This window comes from Actinomycetota bacterium, assembly GCA_009923495.1.
Lineage (GTDB): Bacteria > Actinomycetota > Actinomycetes > S36-B12 > UBA5976 > UBA5976.
Genome location: RFTJ01000012.1, coordinates 1 through 20,689, shown reverse-complemented (window position 1 = coordinate 20,689; position 20,689 = coordinate 1). Strand labels below are relative to the sequence as shown.

Annotated in this window: 24 protein-coding genes; 1 reads left to right on the top strand and 23 read right to left on the bottom strand. The window is 50.6% G+C overall.

Going from position 1 to position 20,689, the window contains the following annotated elements; all coding sequences use genetic code 11:
* Position 1 precedes the first annotated feature (1 nt).
* The 6 genes from EBS36_05185 to EBS36_05160 are packed head-to-tail and all read right to left on the bottom strand — an operon-like array spanning position 2 to position 5,907.
* The gene (locus EBS36_05185) at positions 2 to 2,494 is read right to left on the bottom strand and encodes a phenylalanine--tRNA ligase subunit beta (GenBank protein NBU32544.1); all 2,493 of its coding nucleotides are present in this window, start codon (positions 2,492 to 2,494) and stop codon (positions 2 to 4) included.
* Complete coding sequence (locus tag EBS36_05180; protein NBU32543.1) at positions 2,494 to 3,603, bottom strand: phenylalanine--tRNA ligase subunit alpha; 1,110 nt, start codon at positions 3,601 to 3,603, stop codon at positions 2,494 to 2,496. The genes EBS36_05185 and EBS36_05180 overlap by 1 nt, the downstream gene beginning before the upstream one ends.
* Positions 3,604 to 3,649: 46 nt before the next feature.
* The gene (locus tag EBS36_05175; protein ID NBU32542.1) at positions 3,650 to 4,453 is read right to left on the bottom strand and encodes an RNA methyltransferase; all 804 of its coding nucleotides are present in this window, start codon (positions 4,451 to 4,453) and stop codon (positions 3,650 to 3,652) included.
* Between the two features lie 9 nt (positions 4,454 to 4,462).
* Positions 4,463 to 4,825, bottom strand: coding sequence for a 50S ribosomal protein L20 (locus tag EBS36_05170; GenBank protein NBU32541.1), 363 nt, complete (start codon positions 4,823 to 4,825; stop codon positions 4,463 to 4,465).
* Between the two features lie 27 nt (positions 4,826 to 4,852).
* Positions 4,853 to 5,047 carry a 50S ribosomal protein L35 gene (locus EBS36_05165; GenBank protein ID NBU32540.1) on the bottom strand — a complete coding sequence of 65 codons (195 nt, stop codon included), beginning with the start codon at positions 5,045 to 5,047 and terminating at the stop codon, positions 4,853 to 4,855.
* 44 nt (positions 5,048 to 5,091) lie between these two features.
* Complete coding sequence (locus EBS36_05160; GenBank protein ID NBU32539.1) at positions 5,092 to 5,907, bottom strand: translation initiation factor IF-3; 816 nt, start codon at positions 5,905 to 5,907, stop codon at positions 5,092 to 5,094.
* Positions 5,908 to 6,074: 167 nt separating this feature from the next.
* Between EBS36_05160 and EBS36_05155 the strand changes: the two genes are divergently transcribed.
* A complete protein-coding gene (locus tag EBS36_05155; GenBank protein NBU32538.1) occupies positions 6,075 to 6,425 on the top strand; it encodes a DUF1844 domain-containing protein in 351 nt (116 codons plus the stop codon).
* A 3-nt stretch (positions 6,426 to 6,428) separates the two neighbouring features.
* Here the strand turns inward: EBS36_05155 and EBS36_05150 are convergent, their stop codons facing one another.
* The 17 genes from EBS36_05150 to EBS36_05070 all read right to left on the bottom strand — a co-directional run.
* The gene (locus EBS36_05150; protein ID NBU32537.1) at positions 6,429 to 7,118 is read right to left on the bottom strand and encodes an SseB family protein; all 690 of its coding nucleotides are present in this window, start codon (positions 7,116 to 7,118) and stop codon (positions 6,429 to 6,431) included.
* Complete coding sequence (locus EBS36_05145) at positions 7,118 to 7,963, bottom strand: ATP phosphoribosyltransferase (GenBank protein ID NBU32536.1); 846 nt, start codon at positions 7,961 to 7,963, stop codon at positions 7,118 to 7,120. The genes EBS36_05150 and EBS36_05145 overlap by 1 nt, the downstream gene beginning before the upstream one ends.
* A gap of 2 nt (positions 7,964 to 7,965) precedes the next feature.
* The gene (locus tag EBS36_05140) at positions 7,966 to 8,229 is read right to left on the bottom strand and encodes a phosphoribosyl-ATP diphosphatase (protein ID NBU32535.1); all 264 of its coding nucleotides are present in this window, start codon (positions 8,227 to 8,229) and stop codon (positions 7,966 to 7,968) included.
* Between the two features lie 9 nt (positions 8,230 to 8,238).
* Complete coding sequence (locus tag EBS36_05135; GenBank protein ID NBU32534.1) at positions 8,239 to 8,715, bottom strand: 6,7-dimethyl-8-ribityllumazine synthase; 477 nt, start codon at positions 8,713 to 8,715, stop codon at positions 8,239 to 8,241.
* Positions 8,712 to 9,932 carry a bifunctional 3,4-dihydroxy-2-butanone-4-phosphate synthase/GTP cyclohydrolase II gene (locus EBS36_05130; protein NBU32533.1) on the bottom strand — a complete coding sequence of 407 codons (1,221 nt, stop codon included), beginning with the start codon at positions 9,930 to 9,932 and terminating at the stop codon, positions 8,712 to 8,714. The genes EBS36_05135 and EBS36_05130 overlap by 4 nt, the downstream gene beginning before the upstream one ends.
* On the bottom strand, positions 9,929 to 10,519 hold the full coding sequence (locus EBS36_05125; protein ID NBU32532.1) for a riboflavin synthase: 591 nt from the start codon (positions 10,517 to 10,519) through the stop codon (positions 9,929 to 9,931). The genes EBS36_05130 and EBS36_05125 overlap by 4 nt, the downstream gene beginning before the upstream one ends.
* A gap of 2 nt (positions 10,520 to 10,521) precedes the next feature.
* A complete protein-coding gene (gene ribD / locus EBS36_05120; GenBank protein ID NBU32531.1) occupies positions 10,522 to 11,541 on the bottom strand; it encodes a bifunctional diaminohydroxyphosphoribosylaminopyrimidine deaminase/5-amino-6-(5-phosphoribosylamino)uracil reductase RibD in 1,020 nt (339 codons plus the stop codon).
* Positions 11,523 to 12,209, bottom strand: a complete 687-nt coding sequence (gene rpe, locus EBS36_05115; GenBank protein NBU32530.1) for a ribulose-phosphate 3-epimerase — start codon at positions 12,207 to 12,209, stop codon at positions 11,523 to 11,525. The genes ribD and rpe overlap by 19 nt, the downstream gene beginning before the upstream one ends.
* Before the next feature lie 17 nt (positions 12,210 to 12,226).
* The gene (locus EBS36_05110; GenBank protein ID NBU32529.1) at positions 12,227 to 13,594 is read right to left on the bottom strand and encodes a hypothetical protein; all 1,368 of its coding nucleotides are present in this window, start codon (positions 13,592 to 13,594) and stop codon (positions 12,227 to 12,229) included.
* Positions 13,591 to 14,496: a methionyl-tRNA formyltransferase gene (locus EBS36_05105; GenBank protein ID NBU32528.1), complete on the bottom strand. Its 906-nt coding sequence runs from the start codon at positions 14,494 to 14,496 to the stop codon at positions 13,591 to 13,593. Before EBS36_05105 ends, EBS36_05110 begins: the two co-directional genes overlap by 4 nt.
* Positions 14,497 to 14,498: 2 nt before the next feature.
* Entirely contained in the window at positions 14,499 to 15,041 is a 543-nt protein-coding gene (def, locus tag EBS36_05100; protein ID NBU32527.1) for a peptide deformylase, read from the bottom strand.
* A 60-nt stretch (positions 15,042 to 15,101) separates the two neighbouring features.
* Positions 15,102 to 17,060 (bottom strand): primosome assembly protein PriA, encoded by a 1,959-nt coding sequence (locus tag EBS36_05095; GenBank protein NBU32526.1) that lies wholly within the window; start codon positions 17,058 to 17,060, stop codon positions 15,102 to 15,104.
* Positions 17,061 to 17,093: 33 nt separating this feature from the next.
* Complete coding sequence (locus EBS36_05090; GenBank protein ID NBU32525.1) at positions 17,094 to 18,284, bottom strand: methionine adenosyltransferase; 1,191 nt, start codon at positions 18,282 to 18,284, stop codon at positions 17,094 to 17,096.
* Between the two features lie 86 nt (positions 18,285 to 18,370).
* Entirely contained in the window at positions 18,371 to 19,576 is a 1,206-nt protein-coding gene (gene coaBC / locus EBS36_05085) for a bifunctional phosphopantothenoylcysteine decarboxylase/phosphopantothenate--cysteine ligase CoaBC (protein ID NBU32524.1), read from the bottom strand.
* Between the two features lie 51 nt (positions 19,577 to 19,627).
* The gene (locus EBS36_05080; GenBank protein NBU32523.1) at positions 19,628 to 19,888 is read right to left on the bottom strand and encodes a DNA-directed RNA polymerase subunit omega; all 261 of its coding nucleotides are present in this window, start codon (positions 19,886 to 19,888) and stop codon (positions 19,628 to 19,630) included.
* A 23-nt stretch (positions 19,889 to 19,911) separates the two neighbouring features.
* Entirely contained in the window at positions 19,912 to 20,457 is a 546-nt protein-coding gene (locus EBS36_05075) for a guanylate kinase (protein ID NBU32522.1), read from the bottom strand.
* Between the two features lie 39 nt (positions 20,458 to 20,496).
* Positions 20,497 to 20,689: orotidine-5'-phosphate decarboxylase (locus tag EBS36_05070; GenBank protein NBU32521.1), on the bottom strand; the 193-nt coding region annotated here is incomplete at its 5' end.

Below are 20,689 nucleotides of genomic sequence, written 5' to 3'. Positions count from 1 at the left end.
ACTAGCCACGAAGGGTTGCTTGAAATTGAGTGTTTGCCGCTTCGACCGCTGCCATTCTTGATTTAGCAACTTCTTCGGCAGATAAAGTGCGGTCAGGCGCACGAAATCTTAAGGAAAATGCCAGAGATTTCTTACCCTCTGGAATGGGAGAACCTTGATAAATGTCGAAAAGTCTTACTTCTTCAAGCAAATCTCCAGCTGACTGCGAGATACAAGACATCAAATCGGCAACTGCAACAGATTCGTCAACGATCAAGGCGATGTCCTCTTTGGCAACCGGGAAGGTCCAAACCTTCGGCGCTTTAGGAGTTACATTTGCTGAAGCAATTAATGTATCCAGATCGACTTCCGCAGATACAGTCCGCTCTGGCAGACCTAGCTCAGCGGTTACTCTTGGGGCTAACTCACCGGCAAAACCGAGAGATTGCTCACTAAGGAAAATTTGTCCGCAGCGACCTGGGTGCCACGGAGCGGAATCTGCCGGTTTCACATCAAGGGTCAGTCCAAGTTCAGCACCAAGTGCTACAACTAGGTCAATGGCGTCACGCCAAGTGGCTTGGTCAGCACTGCCCCACCAACCAGCACTGTGCATAGATCCGGCGATCATGATGCCTAAATGGCGCTTCTGTACCGGAACTAAGCTCGCTAAATAATCAAGATCTTTGTCACTTGGGCGCGAAGTGGTTGGCACTTTATTAGCTGGCGGTGCAGATCCCGCCGAAAAACTAACGCTTGCGATTTCAAAAAGTGGGACATCTGAAAATCCCCGCGAGATGTTGCGGTTTACCGCGCCTACTAGGCCCGGCAGCAAAGTGGTTCGAAGTAAAGGCTGCTCGTCTGAAAGTGGGTTTGCTAATCTAACTGCTTTGTACCTCAAGTCGTCACTGGTGATGCCCAGATTCTGTAAATCGCTCTCTGCGGTAAACGGATAATTTTGCACTTCAACTAGGCCACGACCGGCTAGGAATGAACCAATACGCCTACGCACTTTCTGTTCAGCGCTTAGCCCTGGTCCGACTGGAGCAGTTGGCAAAGTGGCAGGAACCTTGTCATACCCATCGATGCGAACAATCTCTTCGACAAGATCAATAGCTTGAGCCAAGTCCGGTCGCCAAGATGGAGGTCGTATCTTCCAGGCGTGTGCACTATCCGAAACACTGCAACCTAAGGCTTCCAGAATCCGTCTTGATTTTTCTAGGTCATAGGTGTGGCCCGAAATGGTGTCTGTCAAAGTTGGGTCAAAATCGATAACTGTAGCGTCAGGAGCAGATTCGATAGCAGATGTTCCGGCATACGTTGCTCCACCATGCTCTATTAGTAATTGTGCGGCCCGAGCGCTTGCAACGGGCGGAATCATTCGATCAACACCGCGCTCAAAGCGGCGCGATGACTCGCTTGAAAGTTTATGGCGTCGACTCATTCTGGCCACAACCGTGGCGTCGAAGTGCGCTGCTTCAATGACGATTCGAGTAGTGGAGTCAGTGATTTCAGTTGCAGACCCGCCCATGGTACCCGCCAATGAGAGTGCACCCGAATCGTCTGCGATAACTAAGTCATCGGGCGACAATTTTCTCTTGACATGATCGAGAGTTTCGAGCAGCTCGTCAGGCTTAGCGCGACGAGCGTGGATTGTTCCCGAGATTTTGTCTGCGTCAAAGGCATGTAGCGGCTGACCTAACTCGAACATCACATAGTTGGTCACATCTACAGCCAACGAAATGGACCGAACGCCAACGGCCGCCAACCTTGCTTTCATAAAATCAGGAGTAGGTGCTTTGGGATCAAAGTTTTCTAAAGTTCGCAGCACTAATAAATCGCAGGCCTGCAAATCTGCACTTGCTGCTTCAACTGCGATTCCAGATGCGAGCGCCAATTCAGGCAATGCATTTGCGGGGTCTGAGTATTGAACACCTGCGGCTATCGCTGCTTCGCGAGCCATACCTCTGATACTTAAGGCGTATCCGCGATCTGGAGTTACGGCAACTTCTAGTACCTCTTCACCTAGGCCAAGGATTGGGAAGGCATCGTCGCCTACTTCGGCTCTGTCGGCAGGAAGGACAATGATTCCCGAATGGTCATCCCCTAATCCGAGCTCACGGACACTGCACAGCATTCCATCCGAAATATGTCCATAGGTTTCGCGAGTTGCAATGGTGAAATCACCTGGAAGGGTGGTTCCTGGTAGCGCGACCACGACAAGATCGCCGACTTCAAAATTGCGGGCGCCACAAACTATGCCCCGGACCCCAGGCGTATCCTGAGCGCCATTTGCTGAACCTACTTCAACCTGGCACCACCGAATAGGCTTCTTAAATTCGGTAAGTTCTTCAATTGATTGCACTCGGCCCACTACTAGTTGGCCACGAACATCACCAACCGTCTCTACCCCTTCAACTTCAAAGCCAACAGAAAGAAGTAGGCTTGCCAATTCACGACCGGATATATCTTCGGGCAATGGGGCAAATTCTCTGAGCCAGGAAACTGGAATGCGCATTACCCACCTAGCCCAAATGCCCGAGTGAAACGCACATCGCCCTCATACATATCGCGCAAATCAGTTATGCCGTGCCGGAACATCAATGTGCGCTCGAGTCCCATGCCGAATGCAAATCCCGTGAATTCATTGGGGTCAATTCCGCATGCGATAAGGACTTTGGGGTTCACCATTCCGCAGCCACCCCACTCGATCCAGCCCTCGCTGCGGCAAGTACGACATGGCGCACTTGGATTGTCTACTGATGCACCACGGCAGGCAAAGCACTGAAGATCGACTTCTGCGGATGGCTCGGTGAATGGGAAAAATGATGGACGAAGTCTAGTCACGAGTCCTTGGCCAAACATTGCACTAGCAAAATGATTAAGTGTGCCTTTCAGGTCGGCCATAGTAATGCCTTTATCCACGACCAAAGCTTCGACTTGGTGAAAGACTGGCGAGTGCGTCGCATCTAACTCGTCAGTGCGAAAAACTCGACCAGGACAAACGACATAAATCGGAGGCTGCTTATTTAGCATTGTCCGAATTTGCACAGGTGAAGTGTGAGTGCGTAAAACTAAGCCAGACTCTTCATTTTCAATAAAAAATGTGTCCTGCATAGTTCGAGCTGGATGGTCAGCTGGAATATTTAAGGCGTCGAAATTAAACCACTCAGCTTCAATTTCAGGACCTTCGGCCATCTCATAACCAAGCGCAATAAAGATGTCGGCGATTTGTTCTTGAATCGTAGTTAGCGGGTGACGTGCGCCACGCACGGATGATTGAGCAGCGGCCGTGACATCTACTCGCTCAGTTAGCAAAATTAGAGCGTCTCGCTCAGCCTCTAGCTCAGCTGACCGAACTTCCAGTGCTTGATTCACCTCAGTGCGGGCCTGACCCATGCGCTTTCCGGCTTCAGCCTTGGCTGCTGGAGGTAGTGCGCCGATTTCGCGGTTAGCAAGTGCCAGTGGTGACCGGTCTCCAGCATGTGCTAGCCGAACCGCCTTTAACTCATCTAGATTGGCAGCGTTGGCAATTGCCGAGAGTGCGATCGCTACTTGTTCGTCGAGATATTCTGGCGCCAAAGTGCTGACCTCAACCGGGTCGAAGGACTTATTTGGGGCAGACACGACCAGACTCCTAAAATTTAACTTTTTCAAGTTTAGCGGGTTGGATTCAAGAGTTTGTGGACCGCTGGGCACTGGCACTGGCATAGAGGCAGACTGCGGTTGCCGTTGCTAAATTCAATGATTCGGCTTTGCCATATATTGGGATTGCAACCACCTGGTCCACAGCATTAAGTAAATCCTGTGGCAGACCCCAAGCTTCATTTCCGAAAATCCAGAGTGTTGGTTTAGTCAGATCAGCTGCTACATCAAACGGCTCTCCGCTGCCGTCGGCGGCCAAGACTTGAAGTCCTAATAGCCGAGCCCGAGCAATTGCTTCATGAAGATCGACCCCTTCAACACAGGGCAGGTGAAAAAGCGAACCAGCAGTTGAGCGAACTACCTTGGGATTTTGTAGTTCTACCGAGTCTGTTGTGGTTAGTACGCCATCGGCGGCAACTGCATCCGCTACTCGAATCACTGAGCCAGCATTTCCTGGGTCACGAACTGATGCCAAGGCCACAACCAGCTTGCTATTTGAATTTAGCACCGACTCAAGGGCCGAATCGGGACTATTGACGATGGCAACCATGCCTTGCGGTGTTACGGCACTGGCTAAAACTTCAATGACTTCCGGAATTACCAGAGTGATTTCGACAGCTTGGAGTTGTGCTGATTGCAAAATATCTTGGTACCTATCGGCTGAATCCTCGGTGATAAATAGCTCTCGAACCAATCCGGAATTAATCGCTTCGCGGACTGCTTGTGGTCCTTCAGCCAAGAAAGCCTGCTGCGCTGCCCTGAATTTGCTTTCTAATAAGCGACGTGCGCGCACTACTTTGAGTGCACGCACGTTTGTTTCGACATATGTCATGTCTGAAAGTTAGTCCTTTGGCAGAGCGTTAGCTGCAACCTGTACCAATTGAGCGAAAGTTGCTGGCTCGTTAACCGCAAGCTCGGCGAGCATCCGACGGTCAACCTCAACTTCAGCAATCTTCAATCCTTGAATGAAGCGGTTGTAAGTAAGTCCATTCGCTCGAGCGCCAGCGTTGATGCGCTGAATCCAAAGCTTGCGGAAGTCGCCTTTGCGAGTACGGCGATCTGCATATGCGTACACCATCGAGTGGGTAACTTGCTCTTTTGCCTTGCGGTACAGGCGTGAGCGCTGACCACGGTAGCCACTTGCCTGCTCTAAAACTTCACGACGCTTCTTTGCTGCGTTAACTGCTCTTTTTACACGTGCCATGATTCATTCTCCTTTTCGAGTTCGCGGTTAGCGACCGAGTAATTTCTTTGCCTTCTTGGCATCGCCTGGGGACAAAACCTGATCAACAGAAAGTCGACGAGTGCGCTTACTTGATTTACTTTCAAGTAGATGGCGCTTATTTGACTGTTCCTTCATTAACTTGCCGGAACCAGTAACCCGGAAACGTTTTTTTGCACCGCTGTGCGTCTTATTCTTCGGCATTACTTTTTCTCCTTGTTCGTTGTCTTACAAATCTCGGGTGAGTCTTACGACTCGGCTTTCTTGGTGGCTGCTTTCTTGGCTACCGCTTTCTTCACTGGAGCTTTCTTCGCAGGAGTAGCATCTGTTGCCTCGGTTACCGCCTTCTTGGCCGGCGCTTTCTTGGCCGCAGCCTTCTTAGCTGGTGCGACAACCGCTTGCTCTGCTGTCTCGGTCGTAGCAACTTCAGGTTCGGTTGCAACAACTTCTGGCTTAACAGCCACTTCAGCTGGCACAACGGGTTGCTGCACAACTGTTTCGGCTGGCTTTGTTGGCTTAGTAGGTGCGGTCTTCTTGCGAACTGGTGCGAGCACCATGGTCATGTTTCGACCATCTTGCAAGGGCGATGACTCAATTATTGCCATCTCACCGATGTCAGCAGCAAGTCGCTGCAATAGTCGGTATCCAAGTTCTGGACGCGATTGTTCGCGACCGCGGAACATGATGGTTATCTTGACTTTATCGCCGGCATTCAAGAAGCGTAAGATGTGACCTTTCTTGGTCTCATAGTCATGGTTATCAATCTTGGGGCGAAGTTTCATCTCTTTGATAACGGTGTTGACCTGATTCTTACGAGACTCTCGTGCTTTAACCGCTGCATCGTATTTGAATTTGCCGAAGTCCATTAGTTTGCAGACAGGAGGCTTGCTTTCGGGCGATACTTCGACCAAGTCAAGATCTGCTTCAAAAGCTAACCGCAGTGCATCTTCGATTGCGACTATGCCGATTTGTTCACCGGCTGGCCCTACAAGTCGAACTTCTGGAACGCGAATTCGATCATTGATGCGGGTTTCGATACTGATATGTCCTCCTGTGGTCGAAATGTGGCAAGTGAAATCACATCAACCAGAGGCAGGCCCGTAGGCACAAGTCACTTACGCGACTGCTCTAGACCGACCCGACGCCTGCTCGGCGGTGCGGGTGGGATGTGAATCCGCTTGTAGATGAGCCCGCCGTAGCGGAAACATCGGTCATGTGAGATTGTAGCAAGGTGACCAGCCAGAACACTAATCCAGAAAAAGCCGGGATTACCGCGGCCAGAGACTTAGCTGCCCTTTCAGCCGTGGAAATCCTTAGTTTGCACATCGTTGACCTGATGACTGCCGCCGCGGTGAAACTAGGCGAATTTGAGGGTACTAGCACTGATTTAGCGGAATCTCGGATTCTGATAACTGCATTAGCGGGATTGGTTGATGCCAGCGCTCCAGATCTCGGGGCACACCACGCCGCCCCAATGCGCGATGGATTACAGACTCTGCAACGCTCATTTCGTGAGCGCTCGGTCATCAAAGACGAGCCCGGCATGGGACCTGGCGAGCAATACACCGGACCGGTCTATTAGCGGTTAATTGGCTTTGGTCTGCGTTACCTGAACACTTAGGGGGCGATCAAGCACCACTGTAAATGTCGGATCCTGCAATAACTCGGCTATCTGCTGACCAAGATCGGTGGCAACCTGCGAAACAAACAATTCGAGCTCTACCTCTTCTTCGGTAATTTCCCAAAGCGCCTCTTCGACGCCGTCAAGATCTTCAATGGCATCACAAACTGAATTTAGGGCCGATTCCAGATACTGACGTTGATGTTCACTCATGGCCACACGCACTAGAAGTGCCCCATCAAGTGCTGTCGGAGTTGGACCAGCGATGTCAATAATGAGCGCATCAAGCTCTTGCTCTAATACTGCTTGTGCAATTACGTGGGCCGCTCTGGGGATTGGTCGTGCAGAGTTATCCCAAAGAGCAACCGAATCGACACCGGTGAATGCCAACAACGCCCGACGACCATCTTTGGCCACAAATTCAACAGCCTGCATACTGCTATCTTTTTCAACGCCATCCAGTTTGGAGTCAACTCGAGCAAGTACGGGGATGAGTAATCGTTGATGGGCGAGATTTCCAACCAATGCCTTGACTGTTTCATCAGTGCGCTCTCCAGCGAAACTTGTCATGGCTAAGCGCAAGGCGAGGCTGGGTTCTCCCAAATCTTGGGCGAAATCAGTTTCTGGAATTTCCGAGTTGGTGAAGTCGCTCATTACAGGCGACACGCATGGATGTCGGTCACCAGAACGCCGCGGGCGCCTAAGTCATAGAGTTCGTCCATAATTGCGTGCACCGCCTTTCGCGGAACCATGGCCCGAACTGCTGACCACTGTGAATCCTGAAGCGCCGAGATTGTAGGTGACTCAATACCTGGCGTTAAGGCACAGGCGCTATCCAGCAAGGTGTTTGGGATGTCGTAATCCACCAAAACATAGGTACGAGCAACGATGACCCCTTGTAGCCGCCGGATAAAGACATCAAGTGCACCCTGATCTTCTATGTCGGGGCGGGTAATCAAGATTGCTTGGCTGGTAAAAATCGGATCACCAATTGTTTCTAGTCCTGCTTGCTTCAGTGTTGTGCCAGTAGCCACAACATCAGCAACCAAGTCAGCTACTCCAAGGCGAACTGCATTCTCAACCGCCCCATCGAGCTTCACAATTTGGGCTTGAATGTTCTGACTGTTAAGCCATTCGGTCAAGATACCCGAATAAGAAGTGGCGATGCGCTTGCCTGAGATGTCTTTAAGGTCCGAAACCAAGCCAGCGGGTGCAGCAAGTCTGAAAGTTGACGGAGCAAATGAAAGTTCAAGTACGGTGGCGGCGGCGGCACCAGAATCGGCAAGCATATCTTGACCAGTGATTCCCACATCTAATGTTCCACTAGCTACATAGGTAGCAATGTCGCGTGGTCGCAAGAAGAAGAACTCCACGTCATTTTCTGGATCTTGTACTACCAGGTCACGGGTGGTTGCCGCTACGGCGTAGCCCGCTTCGCGTAACATTTCGCGAGCTGGATCTGATAACTGGCCCTTGTTTGGAATCGCAATACGCAGCATGACTACAACTTTCCGTACACATCATTAAGGCTGATGCCCCGAGCAATCATCAAAACTTGCGCCCAGTACAAAAGTTGGGCTATTTCTTCTGCTACGGCCTCATCTGATTCGCGTTCAGCGGCCATCCAAGCTTCGGCGGCCTCTTCAATTACCTTCTTACCGATTGCGTGGACTCCAGCATTGACCATGGCAACGGTTCCCGACTCTGGGTCGCCACTTGCCACGCGTGCTAGTAGTTCAGCATGCAATTCATCAAAGGTTTTCATGCCTCTAGCCTAGGCGTTTTTGAAATTATTCAGAACTTGCAACATTGCCAGGGCAGCTTGAGCAGCTTGAGCACCCTTATCCTCTTTACTTTGTGTCAAGCCGGCGCGGTCTAGTGCTTGCTCCTCGGTGTCGCAGGTTAGCACCCCGAAACCGATGGGCACATTTGTATCGAGACTGACTCGATTTATGCCATCCGTTACTGCTTGGCAAACATAATCAAAATGTGGCGTTCCACCTCTGATGACAACTCCTAGGGCAACTACTGCATCCGCCCCAGCGGAAATGGCTGCCTGGGCCCCAAGCGAAAGTTCAAAGGTGCCTGGAACCCGGACTAAGTTGGCACTGGCACCGGAAAGTTCGATTGTGCGAACTGCACTGGCGATCAAGCCATTCATGACTTCTTCGTGCCAAGATGCGGCCACGATTGTCACTTTGGTGTTAGCGGGCAACTGCACTGAAATATCGGGGCTACCTGAAGAACTCATAAGGACTCCCTTAAATTCAGATCATGGCCCATTTCATCACGCTTAGTGCGCAAGTAGCCAAGGTTGTAATCGTTTGGTTCGATCTCGATAGGCACTTGCTCTGTGATCCTAAGTCCATAACCGTCTAATCCAACCCGTTTGGTTGGATTATTTGTGAGCAGTCGCATCGATTTGATACCCAGATCTGCAAGAATTTGCGCTCCGGTGCCGTAGTCACGAGCATCTGCTGGCAAGCCTAAGGCCAAGTTTGCTTCGACCGTATTGGCACCTTGATCCTGGAGTGCATATGCCCGCAATTTATGTAGCAGACCAATCCCGCGCCCTTCATGGCCGCGCATGTAAAGTACTACGCCACCTCCTGCCTGAGCAACGATGCGCATAGCGGCATGCAGCTGCGGCCCACAATCACAACGTAGCGAACCAAGTACATCTCCAGTTAAACATTCAGAGTGCACGCGAACTAAAACTTCTTCACCATCGCCGATTTCACCCATAACCAGCGCAATGTGGTCAATGTTGTCAAAGATGCTCCGGTAACCAACTGCAGTGAAATTTCCAACTTCAGTTGGCAGCAGCGCACTCGCGACCCGCTGAATTTGTGATTCGGTGCGTCGACGATAAGCGATTAAATCTTCAATAGAAATCAAAACCAAACCATGGGTATCGGCGAACTCACGTAATGCATCGCCACGCATCATGGATCCGTCATCATGAACAATTTCGCAAATAACGCCTGCTGGGGTTAGGCCGGCCATTCTGGCTAAATCAACCGCTGCTTCAGTGTGACCAGGACGACGCAATGTGCCACCTGGCATTGCTCTTAATGGAAAAACGTGGCCAGGTCGGGTTAAGTCACGAGCTTCGGTAGCAGAATCACACATGACTTTGATGGTGTGGGCTCGATCGGCTGCACTAATTCCCGTAGTAATTCCGTTGCGAGCATCAACACTGACGGCATATGCGGTGCCTTTGCGATCTTCATTAACTACGGTCATCGGGGGTAGATCCAGGCGATCAAGTTCAGCGCCTTCCATAGCAACACAAATCACGCCTGATGTGTAACGAGTCATAAAACCAACAAGTTCTGGAGTTGCTTTACTTGCGGCAAAAATTAAATCGCCCTCATTTTCACGATCTTCATCATCAACAACGACAATCGCCCGTCCTGCTGCAATTTCGCTGATGGCTTTATCAATGGAATCAAAATTCCTGGTCATCGCTGGACCAACTTTTCAATGTATTTGGCAACCAAGTCAACTTCAAGATTTACTGATTCGCCAACCGTTCTATTTCCTAGAGTCGTCTTCGACAAAGTCGCTGGAATTAGCGAAACACTAAAGTCCAAAGATGTAATTGCGCTTACTGTTAGTGAGACCCCGTCAACAGTAATGGAACCTTTTTCTACGATGTATTTGAGAACTGTGGGATCGGCGGCAATCGTGACAATATCCCAATTTTCTGATTTGGTTCGGCTGACAATAGTTCCGACGCTATCCACATGGCCTTGTACCAGATGTCCACCTAATCTAGTTGCCAGAGTTATTGGACGTTCTAGATTTACCTGGTCGCCAATTTCAAGTTTGGCGATAGTTGTACGCTGAACGGTTTCCTGCATTACATCGGCACTGAAAGTGTCATCCCTGATTTCAATTGCAGTTAAGCAAACGCCATTGACTGCAATTGAATCGCCGAGTTGGCTGTCGCTCACTGCAAGTGGGCCTCGGATACTTAATCGCAGAGCATTGTCTGGCAACTGCTTTATTGCAAGAACTTCCCCGAGTTCTTCAACAATCCCAGTGAACATACTTAATCCTGCCGTGTGGTGAAATGAACCACTAGGTCTAATCCAACACGATTAACGGTCATTTGGGAAAATCGTCGAACATCTGACATTGTTTTAACGCCAATATCCCCCAGCACTTTGATGCCATCACCGGCGATTGCCGGGGCTTGAAACCAGTACACTTCATCAACTAGCCCGGCTCGCCACGCACTAGTTGAAAGTCCAGATCCTGCCTCGATAAGTACTCGGTGGATACCATAGTCTGCCCACAACTGCTGAATAACATCCGAAATGTCTGCTGTTGATTTCACTGCGGGCTTTGGAAACTTATTGACATTTGAATCATCTGGGATCGCCCTATTGCCAACAACTACACGAAGCGGCTGGTCTTGAGCACTAAGTGAGCGAACAGTTAAGTGTGGATTGTCGGCGAGCACCGTTCCAGTTCCCGTAACAATCGCTCCTACTGTTGCTCGGATTCGTTGCACGTATTCTCGGGCTGGTTCGCCAGTAATCCATTGACTAGTGCCATCGGTGGCACCGATAAAGCCATCAAGTGTGGTTGCAGTTTTCCAAATAACCCAAGGTCGTCCTTGTTCATGTGCAAAAGTCCAAGAAGGGTTCAGTGATTCACATTCGTCAGAAAGCACCGATGATTCAATCGCCAGGCCAGCAGATTTAAGCAAGTCTGCTCCACCTGCCATTTTTGGATTTGGATCACGTTGTCCATAAATCACTCGGGAAACACCCGCGGAAATTAGTGCATCAACACAAGGGGGTCGTTTCCCTGAACTAGCACATGGTTCAAGAGTTACATAAACAGTTGAGCCATTAGCACTTTGGCCAGCAGCACTCAGGGCTACTACTTCAGCGTGGTCGGTGCCTGAACCGCGATGCACCCCAGTTCCAACTACTTTCCCAGACGTCGAAACGACTATGGCACCAACGCTCGGGTTTACATCCCGCGACAGGTCAACTTGTTTAGCTAAGTCGATTGCTTGCGCCATGAATTGCTCATGCGACATTAGTGTGCGCACCACCATGAAGTATTTGTGGCAGCAGTTGCTAACTCCCTTAGCGTTGAAACTACCGACGCTGGATCGGCACTTTGATAGACGGCAGATCCGGCAACAAAAGTGTCGGCTCCGGCATCAGCACATTCTTGAATGGTTGCCGCCGAAACTCCACCATCGACTTGAATCCAAACGGATAAATCGCCTGCCTTGATGAGTTCGCGGGCCATTCGCACTTTGCTCATTTGGTCAGCCATGAATGACTGTCCACCAAAGCCTGGCTCAACGGTCATGATTAACAGCATGTCAATGTGTGGCAGCAAATCAACATATTCTTCAAGTGCAGTTCCGGGCTTGAGTGCAATGCCTACGCGAGCGCCTTGAGCTCTAATGTCGCTCGCAATCTGCTTAGGAGATTTTGCCGCTTCGATGTGAAAGGTGACGCTGCCCGCTCCAACCTCGGCATAGCCTGGCGCCCATCGATCAGGGTCGGCAATCATTAGGTGGCAGTCAATCGGTGTGGTAACTGTCTTGACTAGCGACTCAACGACCGGCAAACCAAGCGTCAGATTAGGTACAAAATGGTTATCCATAACATCGACGTGAATCCAGTCGGCTACTGCTGCCACGCGCGCGCACTCGGCGGTCAATTGGCCAAAGTCTGCAGAAAGAATGCTTGGCGAAATCCGTAAACCCACATAGGCAGTTTACGGGATTAAGCAGTTGCCGTGCGGGTCAGAATAGTTAGATACATGCCATCAGTGCCATGAACATCTGGTCGCAGTCGCAATTTTTTGGTGCCACTGGGCAATTTAAGTCTGGGCAAAACTGGAGCCAGGTCAATTTCGGCAAAGTTTGAATGTTCTCGTAAGAAAGCAGCAATGACTAAATCTGTTTCGGAAATATGCGGAGAGCAGGTTGCATATGCAATCAGTCCACCGACGCGAACTAGTTTGGCTGCCTGAGCTAGTAATTCTCTTTGCAATTGCGTGAGTGGGCCGATGTCGCTGGGCTGTTTACGCCAGCGACTTTCAGGTCTTCGACGCAGTGCACCCAGTCCAGTACATGGCGCATCGACCAGAATCCGATCGAATTCAAGATCGGGGTTGAATTCCCGAGCATCAGTAACTACTACTTTTGGGTTGCCTGGTGCATTCCACAGGGCATTTTTAACTAAATTTGCTCGGGACTCGTTCGGCTCTAACGCTGTGAAGTGAATTCCTTGTTCAGCAGCTAAGCCAGCCAAAATTGCTGCCTTACCGCCTGGGCCAGAACACATATCCAGCCAGTTGCTTTCGGCTCCGTCAATCGGTACTTGAGCAAGCGCGAGGGCCACAAGTTGGCTACCCTCGTCTTGGACCCCAACTCTATTTGTTTGCACTAAAAACAAATCGCCTGGATTCGACGACCATGGGTTCTCAATATCCGTTGCTCGAACCAAAGTCGCGGCAATCGGCGACCAATTACCGGCAACTACATGCGGCAGTTCGAGTAACTCCGCTAGCGTTGCTTGTCCAGGTCTTGCGACCAGCGTAATGTTTGCTGGCTCATTGCCAGTGGCCAAAATTGGCACGATGCTCCTTGCATCACACTCATAGGCATCTGCTAGCGCTCTGATTACCCAAACAGGATACGAGTACTCAATGGCAAGTCGCTCCACGTCAGGTATTCCCGTGGTCAACTCTGTGCACCACTGCTGCCAGGTTTTCTCGGAAATTCGGCGCAGTACTGCGTTGACAAAACCGGTAACACTGCGGCCAACTTCGGCATTTGCCAACGAGACGGCTTCGTTTATCGCAGCATGTACTGGCGTTCGTAGGAAAAGTAGTTGATACGCGCCTAAACGTAAAACGTCGAGCACCTCTGAATCTAAATTATCTCGATCAGCACATGCTTTGATAACTGCGTCCAGACTTCCTTGTCGGCGCAATGTGCCATAGGTAAGTTCAGTGGCAAAAGCTGCATCTCTAGTGGTCAGGTTTGCATTACTGCAGGCTGTAGGGAGCATCAAATTTGCATATGCGTCAGCAACATGGACTGAATGTATTACCGAATAGGCAACTTTTCGGGCAGCAGTGGTCATGAAAAGAAATCACCAGACTGATTGCTAAACCACTGCATAGCCGAAACTGCAGTTCGCCCAGCCTGCTGAACTTGCTGGAGCGCGATTGCATGGCTACCAGTTCCAACGAGCACCAAACCATCGCTTGAGACTATTTGGCCAGGCGATAAGTGAGTTATTTCAGGTGCTAAATTAACCGGGAAAATGCGAATTCGTTCATCGGCAAATTCAGTCCATGCGCCTGGTGTTGGAGTTACCGAACGAATGTGTCGCTCAATTGCCAATGCTGGCATTTGCCAATCAATGCGGGCATCTTCCTTAGTAATTTTCGGCGCAAGTGATACTCCCACTGAACTCTGCGTAACCGGAAATAGCTTGCCCTGGGCTAACCCAGCCAAAGTTGAGTTGATTAATCCTGTGCCTTCAAGGGCAAGACGATCCAGCAATTCACCGGCTGTCTCATCCGGCTTAATATTTGTGGCTAACGAACTAAGGATTGGTCCGGTATCTAAGCCGGAATCAATTTGAAAGGCGGTTACACCGGTAACGTCGTCACCAGACTTGATTGCGTGTTGTACGGGGGCTGCGCCTCGCCACTGTGGAAGCAAAGAGAAATGAAGATTTATCCAGCCATGTTTTGGCAACCCGAGAAGAGTTTGTGGAATCAGCGCACCAAAAGCAACCACAACAACGCATTCAACTTCTTTAATTTGCTCGGTCAAGGAGGTCAAATCAGTAGTTTTGTAGCAGCGAAGTTCAAGTTCGCGACTTTTGGCGGCAACAGCACTTTCTGTGAGCACTCGTCCCCTGCCGGCCGGTGCATCTGGGCGCGTAAGCACAAAGGCGAGCTCATGGCCCGCTTCAGTCAAGGCAGTAAGAATCGGAACAGCAATTTCGGGAGTCCCAGCAAAAGCGATGCGCACAGTTACAGCAGTCCGTTTGTCAGTGGATGTGGGCTCAGTTTTATTTGCGGCGCTTGTCCGAACCAATCAGTTTCCCGGATTGCTTTCATGGCTTCTTTGCGAGTTTGTTCATCAAGTCGATCAATAAAAACAATGCCATCAAGATGGTCAGTTTCATGTTGCAGACACCTAGCCAGCAAGTCACTTCCTTCAATTACGACTGGTTCACCGTGCATATTGAAACCATGTGCGATTACATGCTCAGCGCGAATGCAGTCGAAGGCTAGGCCTGGGATAGAAAGGCAGCCCTCCTCGCCATCCTGTGTCTCTTTGGAAAGTGTTAGTACTGGATTGATCAGGTGGCCAATCACATCATCCACATCGTAGGTAAACACTCGAAGCGACACGCCAATTTGTGGCGCGGCTAGGCCAGCCCCACCAGCTTCGAGCATGGTGCTAGTTAAATCAGCAATCAAATTGCGTAACTCTTTGTCAAAAGTTTTAACTTCTAAAGCTGGCGTGGCGAGAATTGGGTCACCCAAGAGTCGTATTTCCTGAACTCCCATGCTTCCTCCTGATTACCGCAGTTAGTTAAGTCTAATGTCGCCAAGATTTATGCGACGGCACTAAAGATCGTACGGATCAAATCTGATGTTCACAGGCTCTCCGCGCTTACGGGCACTACGAACTGCTGAAGCATCCTTGAGTGCACAGGCTAAGTCGAGCCCGTGTGCTCGATCAATAGAAAGGAGTAGGCGCACTCCAGTTGGCGTAGGCACTGGTCCGCGCGTCTGGACTTGAGCCGGAAGCTCGGTAAGCGCCATTAGATCATCAATATCTGCCTGGGTACCAGTTAAGACAGCAAGCCGTACTGCAGGCGCAAGGGCGACTGCAGCTCGCTCGCTCAATTCGCGGGTGGCAAATCCAAGTGGGTCGTGGCGAATCAATCCTTGAACAGCAGGATGTGCAGCGTCCGCAACAACGACAATTTCACCTTCGGCACGAACTAATGAGGCGCATTCCATCCACTTAGCAAAAGTATCTTCGCTTGCCCGTAAATCTGGTCGAGCCAGCATGGAGTTGCCATCGAGGAGAACTGCTGCTTGATATCCAGACTCGGCAATTGGAGCAGCTCCGGGCGTGGCAACAATGATGCTCGGCCGGCTATCGATTCGACGAACTATGTGATCAGCCGATGAAGAGCGAACAGGGACGCCAGGAAATGCTCGACCTAACTCTTCAGCAGTGCGCGTGCTGCCAATTACCGTTGCCCTGAGTTCCGTTAGGGAACACTTTATGCACTGCCATGTTGGATCAAGATGCCCACAGAGTCGACAGGTAGGTGCGCTTGAGCGCCCCGTTTGCACTAAAGGCCCGCTGCATTCTCGACAAATTGCAAGGGTGCGACATTTTTGGCAGGCCAGGCGAGGTGCGTAACCGGCACGCGGTACTGAAATCAGGACTGGCCCTAGTTTGACTGCGGTAGCGATGACTTTGAATGCGAGTTCCGGAATCCGTACTGCTGCCTGCATGGCGTATGGCTCTTCTAAGGCACTGCGCACTCGAGCCATGCTTTTACGAGCCTGTTCGGCCGGCCGACTTACTGCTGCTAACCAGGGCATGAGAGCGACTGCATCTATTGAAGGCGAGCTACCCAGTACCAAGAGAGCGGTCTCTTCCAGCTGACTTCTGAGCACTGCAACTTCGCGAGTGTGCCAATAAGGAGCGTGTGGCTCTAAAAAGGTTTCATTCCAGTCGTCCCAAATACAGATTGCTGCCAAGTTAGGTACTGGCGTGAATACCGCAGATCTCGTCCCAACGACAATGCGTGCTTGACCCCTAAGTGCCCGAAGCCAGTTTCGATATCTAAGTTCTGGACCATCGTCGGCTGAAATTACTGCCAGTGATTCGAGTTGGCAGCCAGCACTTTGAAGTATGGCGACTACACGATCAAGAGCTGTCCGGTCAGGCACCAAAATGATGATGCCTTGATTGCTGTTTGCGACAGTAAGTGCGTATTCAGTGAGGATTTTGGCAGGATCATCTGCTCCTGTAGGCATGACTGCCCGTGGTGCTTGGCGAGCAACTGTGCGCGTTAACAATGCCTGCCCACCTGAATACTGATTAAGTAATTCGGTCGCTGGATTTGGGTAGGAATCAGCCACTTGACCAACCTGGGCTTCGGCTCGGGCATGGCGGTGCGGGATGGCGCTACGTACCACATCCCAACGCACGCCAGCATTTCGCTGCGCAACTTGGGTTACTAAGTCAAAGAGTTTTGGAGTCAGAACCTGCTCATCAGAAACCACCGACAGCGGAAGTAAAGTCCCAGGATGATCTGACTCGGCCAATCGCTCAATCAAAAAGCCGTCGACCAGTTTTCCAGCGAATCGGACTCGCACCCGTACACCAGGCTGGGCACTTTCCGAAAATTTTTCGGGAACCGAATAGTCAAATAATCGATCGAGGTGTGGCAAAGAGTTGTCTATCAGAACTGTGGCCACCGGTAACTCGGCAGCTAGCGGAGTCGCCGCCTTAACCCGTTTACGCGGGGTCGGAAACAAACTAAGTTCTGACTCGGTCACATTCTTGAGTCTGTCAGATGGCTGCGACAGTTGTTAAAGCGCCGCGGATAACTCTGTTGCCCGATTGGTGCGCTCCCAAGTAAAGCCGGGACGACCAAAATGTCCATAGGCTGATGTTGGGCGATACTTAACGACATCGGTATTTAAAAGTTCTAAATCAGCAATGATTGCAGCTGGACGCAAATCAAATACTTTGTGAATGGCCTGCTGAATTTTCTCGTCTGAAACAGTTCCGGTTCCAAAGGTTTCGACAAATACTCCAACTGGCTGGGCTTTGCCAATTGCGTAGGCGACTTGCACCTCGCAGCGCTTAGCTAGGCCGGCCGCAACTACATTCTTAGCCACCCAGCGCATGGCATAAGCAGCTGAGCGATCGACTTTGGATGGATCCTTGCCCGAGAATGCGCCGCCACCATGACGAGCCATCCCACCGTAGGTGTCAACGATGATTTTGCGACCAGTTAAGCCAGCATCGCCCATTGGTCCGCCAACGACAAACTTGCCAGTTGGATTCACCAGTAACTTATAGTCATCGGATGCTAAGTCAAACTCGGCCAAAATTGGCTCTACAACAAATTTCTGGATTTCTGGGACCAGAGTTTTATCTAGATCGACATTCTCTGAGTGCTGAGAGGACACGACAACTGTTTCGAGTCGAACTGGGCGGTTTTCGGCGTACTCAATAGTGACTTGAGTTTTGCCATCTGGTCGCAAGTAGGCCAACTCCCCTGACTTTCGCACCTCAGTAAGTCGTTGCGCTAGTCGGTGCGCCAAGGTAATTGGTAGCGGCATCAATTCTGGGGTGTCGTCGCAGGCGTAGCCAAACATCAGACCTTGATCGCCTGCACCTTGTCGGTCAAGCGGATCGGCAGATCCGGAAACCCGTTCTTCAAATGCATCGTCAACACCTTGGGCAATATCTGGTGACTGCGTGCCAATTGATACTGAAACTCCACAAGAGTTGCCATCAAAACCTTTGGTGGACGAGTCGTACCCAATCGAATTAACCACTTCGCGCACAATACTCATTACGTCGCAATAGCCTTCAGTGGTGACTTCACCTGCCACGTGAACTTGGCCCGTGGTAAGCAGTGTCTCTACGGCAACTCGACTTGTTGGGTCTTGGTTCAACAAGTCATCAAGAATGGCATCTGAGATTTGATCTGCCATCTTGTCTGGATGGCCTTCAGTAACGGATTCGGAAGTGAAAAGACGACCTGACATTTACTTACCTTTACTATTTCGACAAAAAGTCCAACGAGGCACAATCTTATCGGTGTAAGAATCGACAATCGCGCCGATACACGCAGTCAGCGTGGCTGGTAGGCAACTAACGCATCAAGAATGGCGTGAGCAATTTCCAGCTTAGGTGCTCGAGGAACCACAATCTCTTCGCTAGTGCTCTTACTAAGTATCGTGACCTGATTTTCGGGTGTGCCAAACCCGAGACCATGGCCTACTTCGTTGACGACCAGCAGATCGCAATCCTTACTAAGGAGTTTGGCTCGCGCATGCTCAAGCACACTGCCCGTCTCGTCACCAGTTTCAGCTGCAAAACCAACTACAACTTTAGGTGTTCCGGAATGATCGCGTTGATGTGTAAGTGAATGTAGCAAGTCTGGCGTCTGATTGAACTCTAGGGTGATCGACTCTTGGTCTGGCCGCTTTTTAATTTTTGTTGGATTGGTCTGGACAGGAGCAAAGTCAGAAATGGCAGCCGCCATAATGACCACATCGGCTATGCGACTTTGCGCATAAAGTTCATGTGCCAATTCACGACCTGTTTCAACCGAGATCACCGAGACACCGGACGGAATAGGCTCGGTAATGTTTGCGGCAATTAAAGTAACTTTTGCACCGCGACTAACGGCTGCAGTTGCTAGTGCAATTCCTTGTTTGCCAGATGATCGATTGCTAATAAATCTCACTGGATCTAAGTACTCACGAGTACCTCCAGCAGTAATCACAATTCGCTTGCCACTTAAATCTTGAGTTTGCTTGCTGGCAACCGCCAGCGCAATGGTGGTGATATCTGCGAGCTCTGGCAACCGACCTACGCCAGAATCACTGCCAGTTAGTCTTCCAACTGCTGGATCAATTACCGTAGCGCCACGAGCCCGCAATGTTGCAACGTTTGTTTGTGTCGCTGGATTCAACCACATCTCCGTGTGCATCGCGGGGGCATATACAACGGGACAAGTCGCGGTCAGCAGCACATTTGTTAAGACATCATTTGCTGATCCAGAACTAGCTCGAGACAGCAGGTCGGCAGTAGCAGGAGCAACGATAACTAAATCGGCTTGCTGACCAAGCTGAACATGCGGAACATTTGCAACACTCTCCCACAAATCCGTGATGACAGGATTTCCAGATAGCGCCTCCCAAGTAGCTGCGCCAACGAAATTTAGAGATGCGGCAGTTGGCACGACATGAACAGTGTGACCAGCTTCGGTGAGTAGGCGAACTAACGCGGCAATTTTGTATGCAGCAATGCCGCCACCGACACCGACAACGATCTTGAGTTGCTGTTGATTATCCACGATAACTCCCGATGGTCGGGATGAAGTTTAGGACGCAGTCTCGGCTTCGATAGTCAATTTGCCTTCATTAATTTCACGAAGGGCGATTGACAACGGCTTTTCCTGATTGCCCGCCTCAACAAGTGGTCCAACATACTCAAGCAGACCTTCACCGAGCTGCGAGTAGTAAGCATTGATCTGACGAGCACGCTTTGCTGCGTATATAACTAGGGCATACTTCGAATCGGCGACTTCAAGCAAGTCGTCAATTGGTGGATTTGTAATGCCTTCAGCAGTGGCAGCGGACACGGGGGCTCCTTCAGGGATTAAAACTACTTTAGAAATGATACCAACTCGTCGGCTGCCCGCGCGACATCGTCATTTGTGATGACATAGTCAAAGAAATCGGCAGAATCCAACTCATCTTGGGCTTTTTCAAGGCGCAGAGCCACTTGTTCTGGGGTTTCGGTCCCCCGGCCTTCGAGCCGCGATTCCAAATCTTGCCAAGAAGGTGGCACCAAAAACACTAAAACTGCTTCGGGCATATTTTTTCGAACTTGCTTAGCGCCCTGAACTTCGATTTCCAGAAGTACCGGAATATCAGACGATAATCGCTCTAGAACGGGCTGGCGAGGTGTGCCGTAGCGATTGCCAGCAAATTCTGCCCACTCAAGTAATTCGTCACCAGCCAACATTTGATCAAACTCGGCATTGGAGATGTAGAGATAATTGACACCGTGCACTTCGCCTGGTCGAGGTGCGCGAGTAGTGACCGAAACAGAAAGCCAAGTTTGTGGGAGTTGAGCTAACGCGGCTTGAACGACTGAACTTTTACCAACGCCACTTGGACCAGACAGGACGACCAACTGAGTTGTCATTAATCTAGTCCTTTCTTGTAGCCCAAGGTTAGTAGCAGTTTAGGACTTGATGCTTGCAGCAATTTCAGCAGCAGCTTCGCCGATGTTGGTAGCACCCGTGATTGGCCGACCAATTACCAATAAGTTCGCGCCATCAGCAAGTGCTTGTTCGGGAGTTGCAATACGCTTTTGATCCCCTACATCACTTCCAGCAGGGCGAACACCTGGTGTAATCAATACGATGTCGGCAGGG

Coding starts and splice junctions, on each gene's coding strand:
- EBS36_05165 (NBU32540.1), bottom strand. CDS start 5,047: ATGCCGAAGAATAAGACGCACAGCGGTGCAAAAAAACGTTTCCGGGTT.
- def (NBU32527.1), bottom strand. CDS start 15,041: ATGGGAGTTCAGGAAATACGACTCTTGGGTGACCCAATTCTCGCCACG.
- EBS36_05175 (NBU32542.1), bottom strand. CDS start 4,453: ATGACATATGTCGAAACAAACGTGCGTGCACTCAAAGTAGTGCGCGCA.
- EBS36_05090 (NBU32525.1), bottom strand. CDS start 18,284: ATGTCAGGTCGTCTTTTCACTTCCGAATCCGTTACTGAAGGCCATCCA.
- EBS36_05125 (NBU32532.1), bottom strand. CDS start 10,519: ATGTTCACTGGGATTGTTGAAGAACTCGGGGAAGTTCTTGCAATAAAG.
- EBS36_05130 (NBU32533.1), bottom strand. CDS start 9,932: ATGACCAGGAATTTTGATTCCATTGATAAAGCCATCAGCGAAATTGCA.
- EBS36_05075 (NBU32522.1), bottom strand. CDS start 20,457: ATGACAACTCAGTTGGTCGTCCTGTCTGGTCCAAGTGGCGTTGGTAAA.
- EBS36_05135 (NBU32534.1), bottom strand. CDS start 8,715: ATGAGTTCTTCAGGTAGCCCCGATATTTCAGTGCAGTTGCCCGCTAAC.
- ribD (NBU32531.1), bottom strand. CDS start 11,541: ATGGTGGTGCGCACACTAATGTCGCATGAGCAATTCATGGCGCAAGCA.
- EBS36_05150 (NBU32537.1), bottom strand. CDS start 7,118: ATGAGCGACTTCACCAACTCGGAAATTCCAGAAACTGATTTCGCCCAA.
- EBS36_05140 (NBU32535.1), bottom strand. CDS start 8,229: ATGAAAACCTTTGATGAATTGCATGCTGAACTACTAGCACGCGTGGCA.
- EBS36_05110 (NBU32529.1), bottom strand. CDS start 13,594: ATGACCACTGCTGCCCGAAAAGTTGCCTATTCGGTAATACATTCAGTC.
- EBS36_05185 (NBU32544.1), bottom strand. CDS start 2,494: ATGCGCATTCCAGTTTCCTGGCTCAGAGAATTTGCCCCATTGCCCGAA.
- EBS36_05170 (NBU32541.1), bottom strand. CDS start 4,825: ATGGCACGTGTAAAAAGAGCAGTTAACGCAGCAAAGAAGCGTCGTGAA.
- EBS36_05145 (NBU32536.1), bottom strand. CDS start 7,963: ATGCTGCGTATTGCGATTCCAAACAAGGGCCAGTTATCAGATCCAGCT.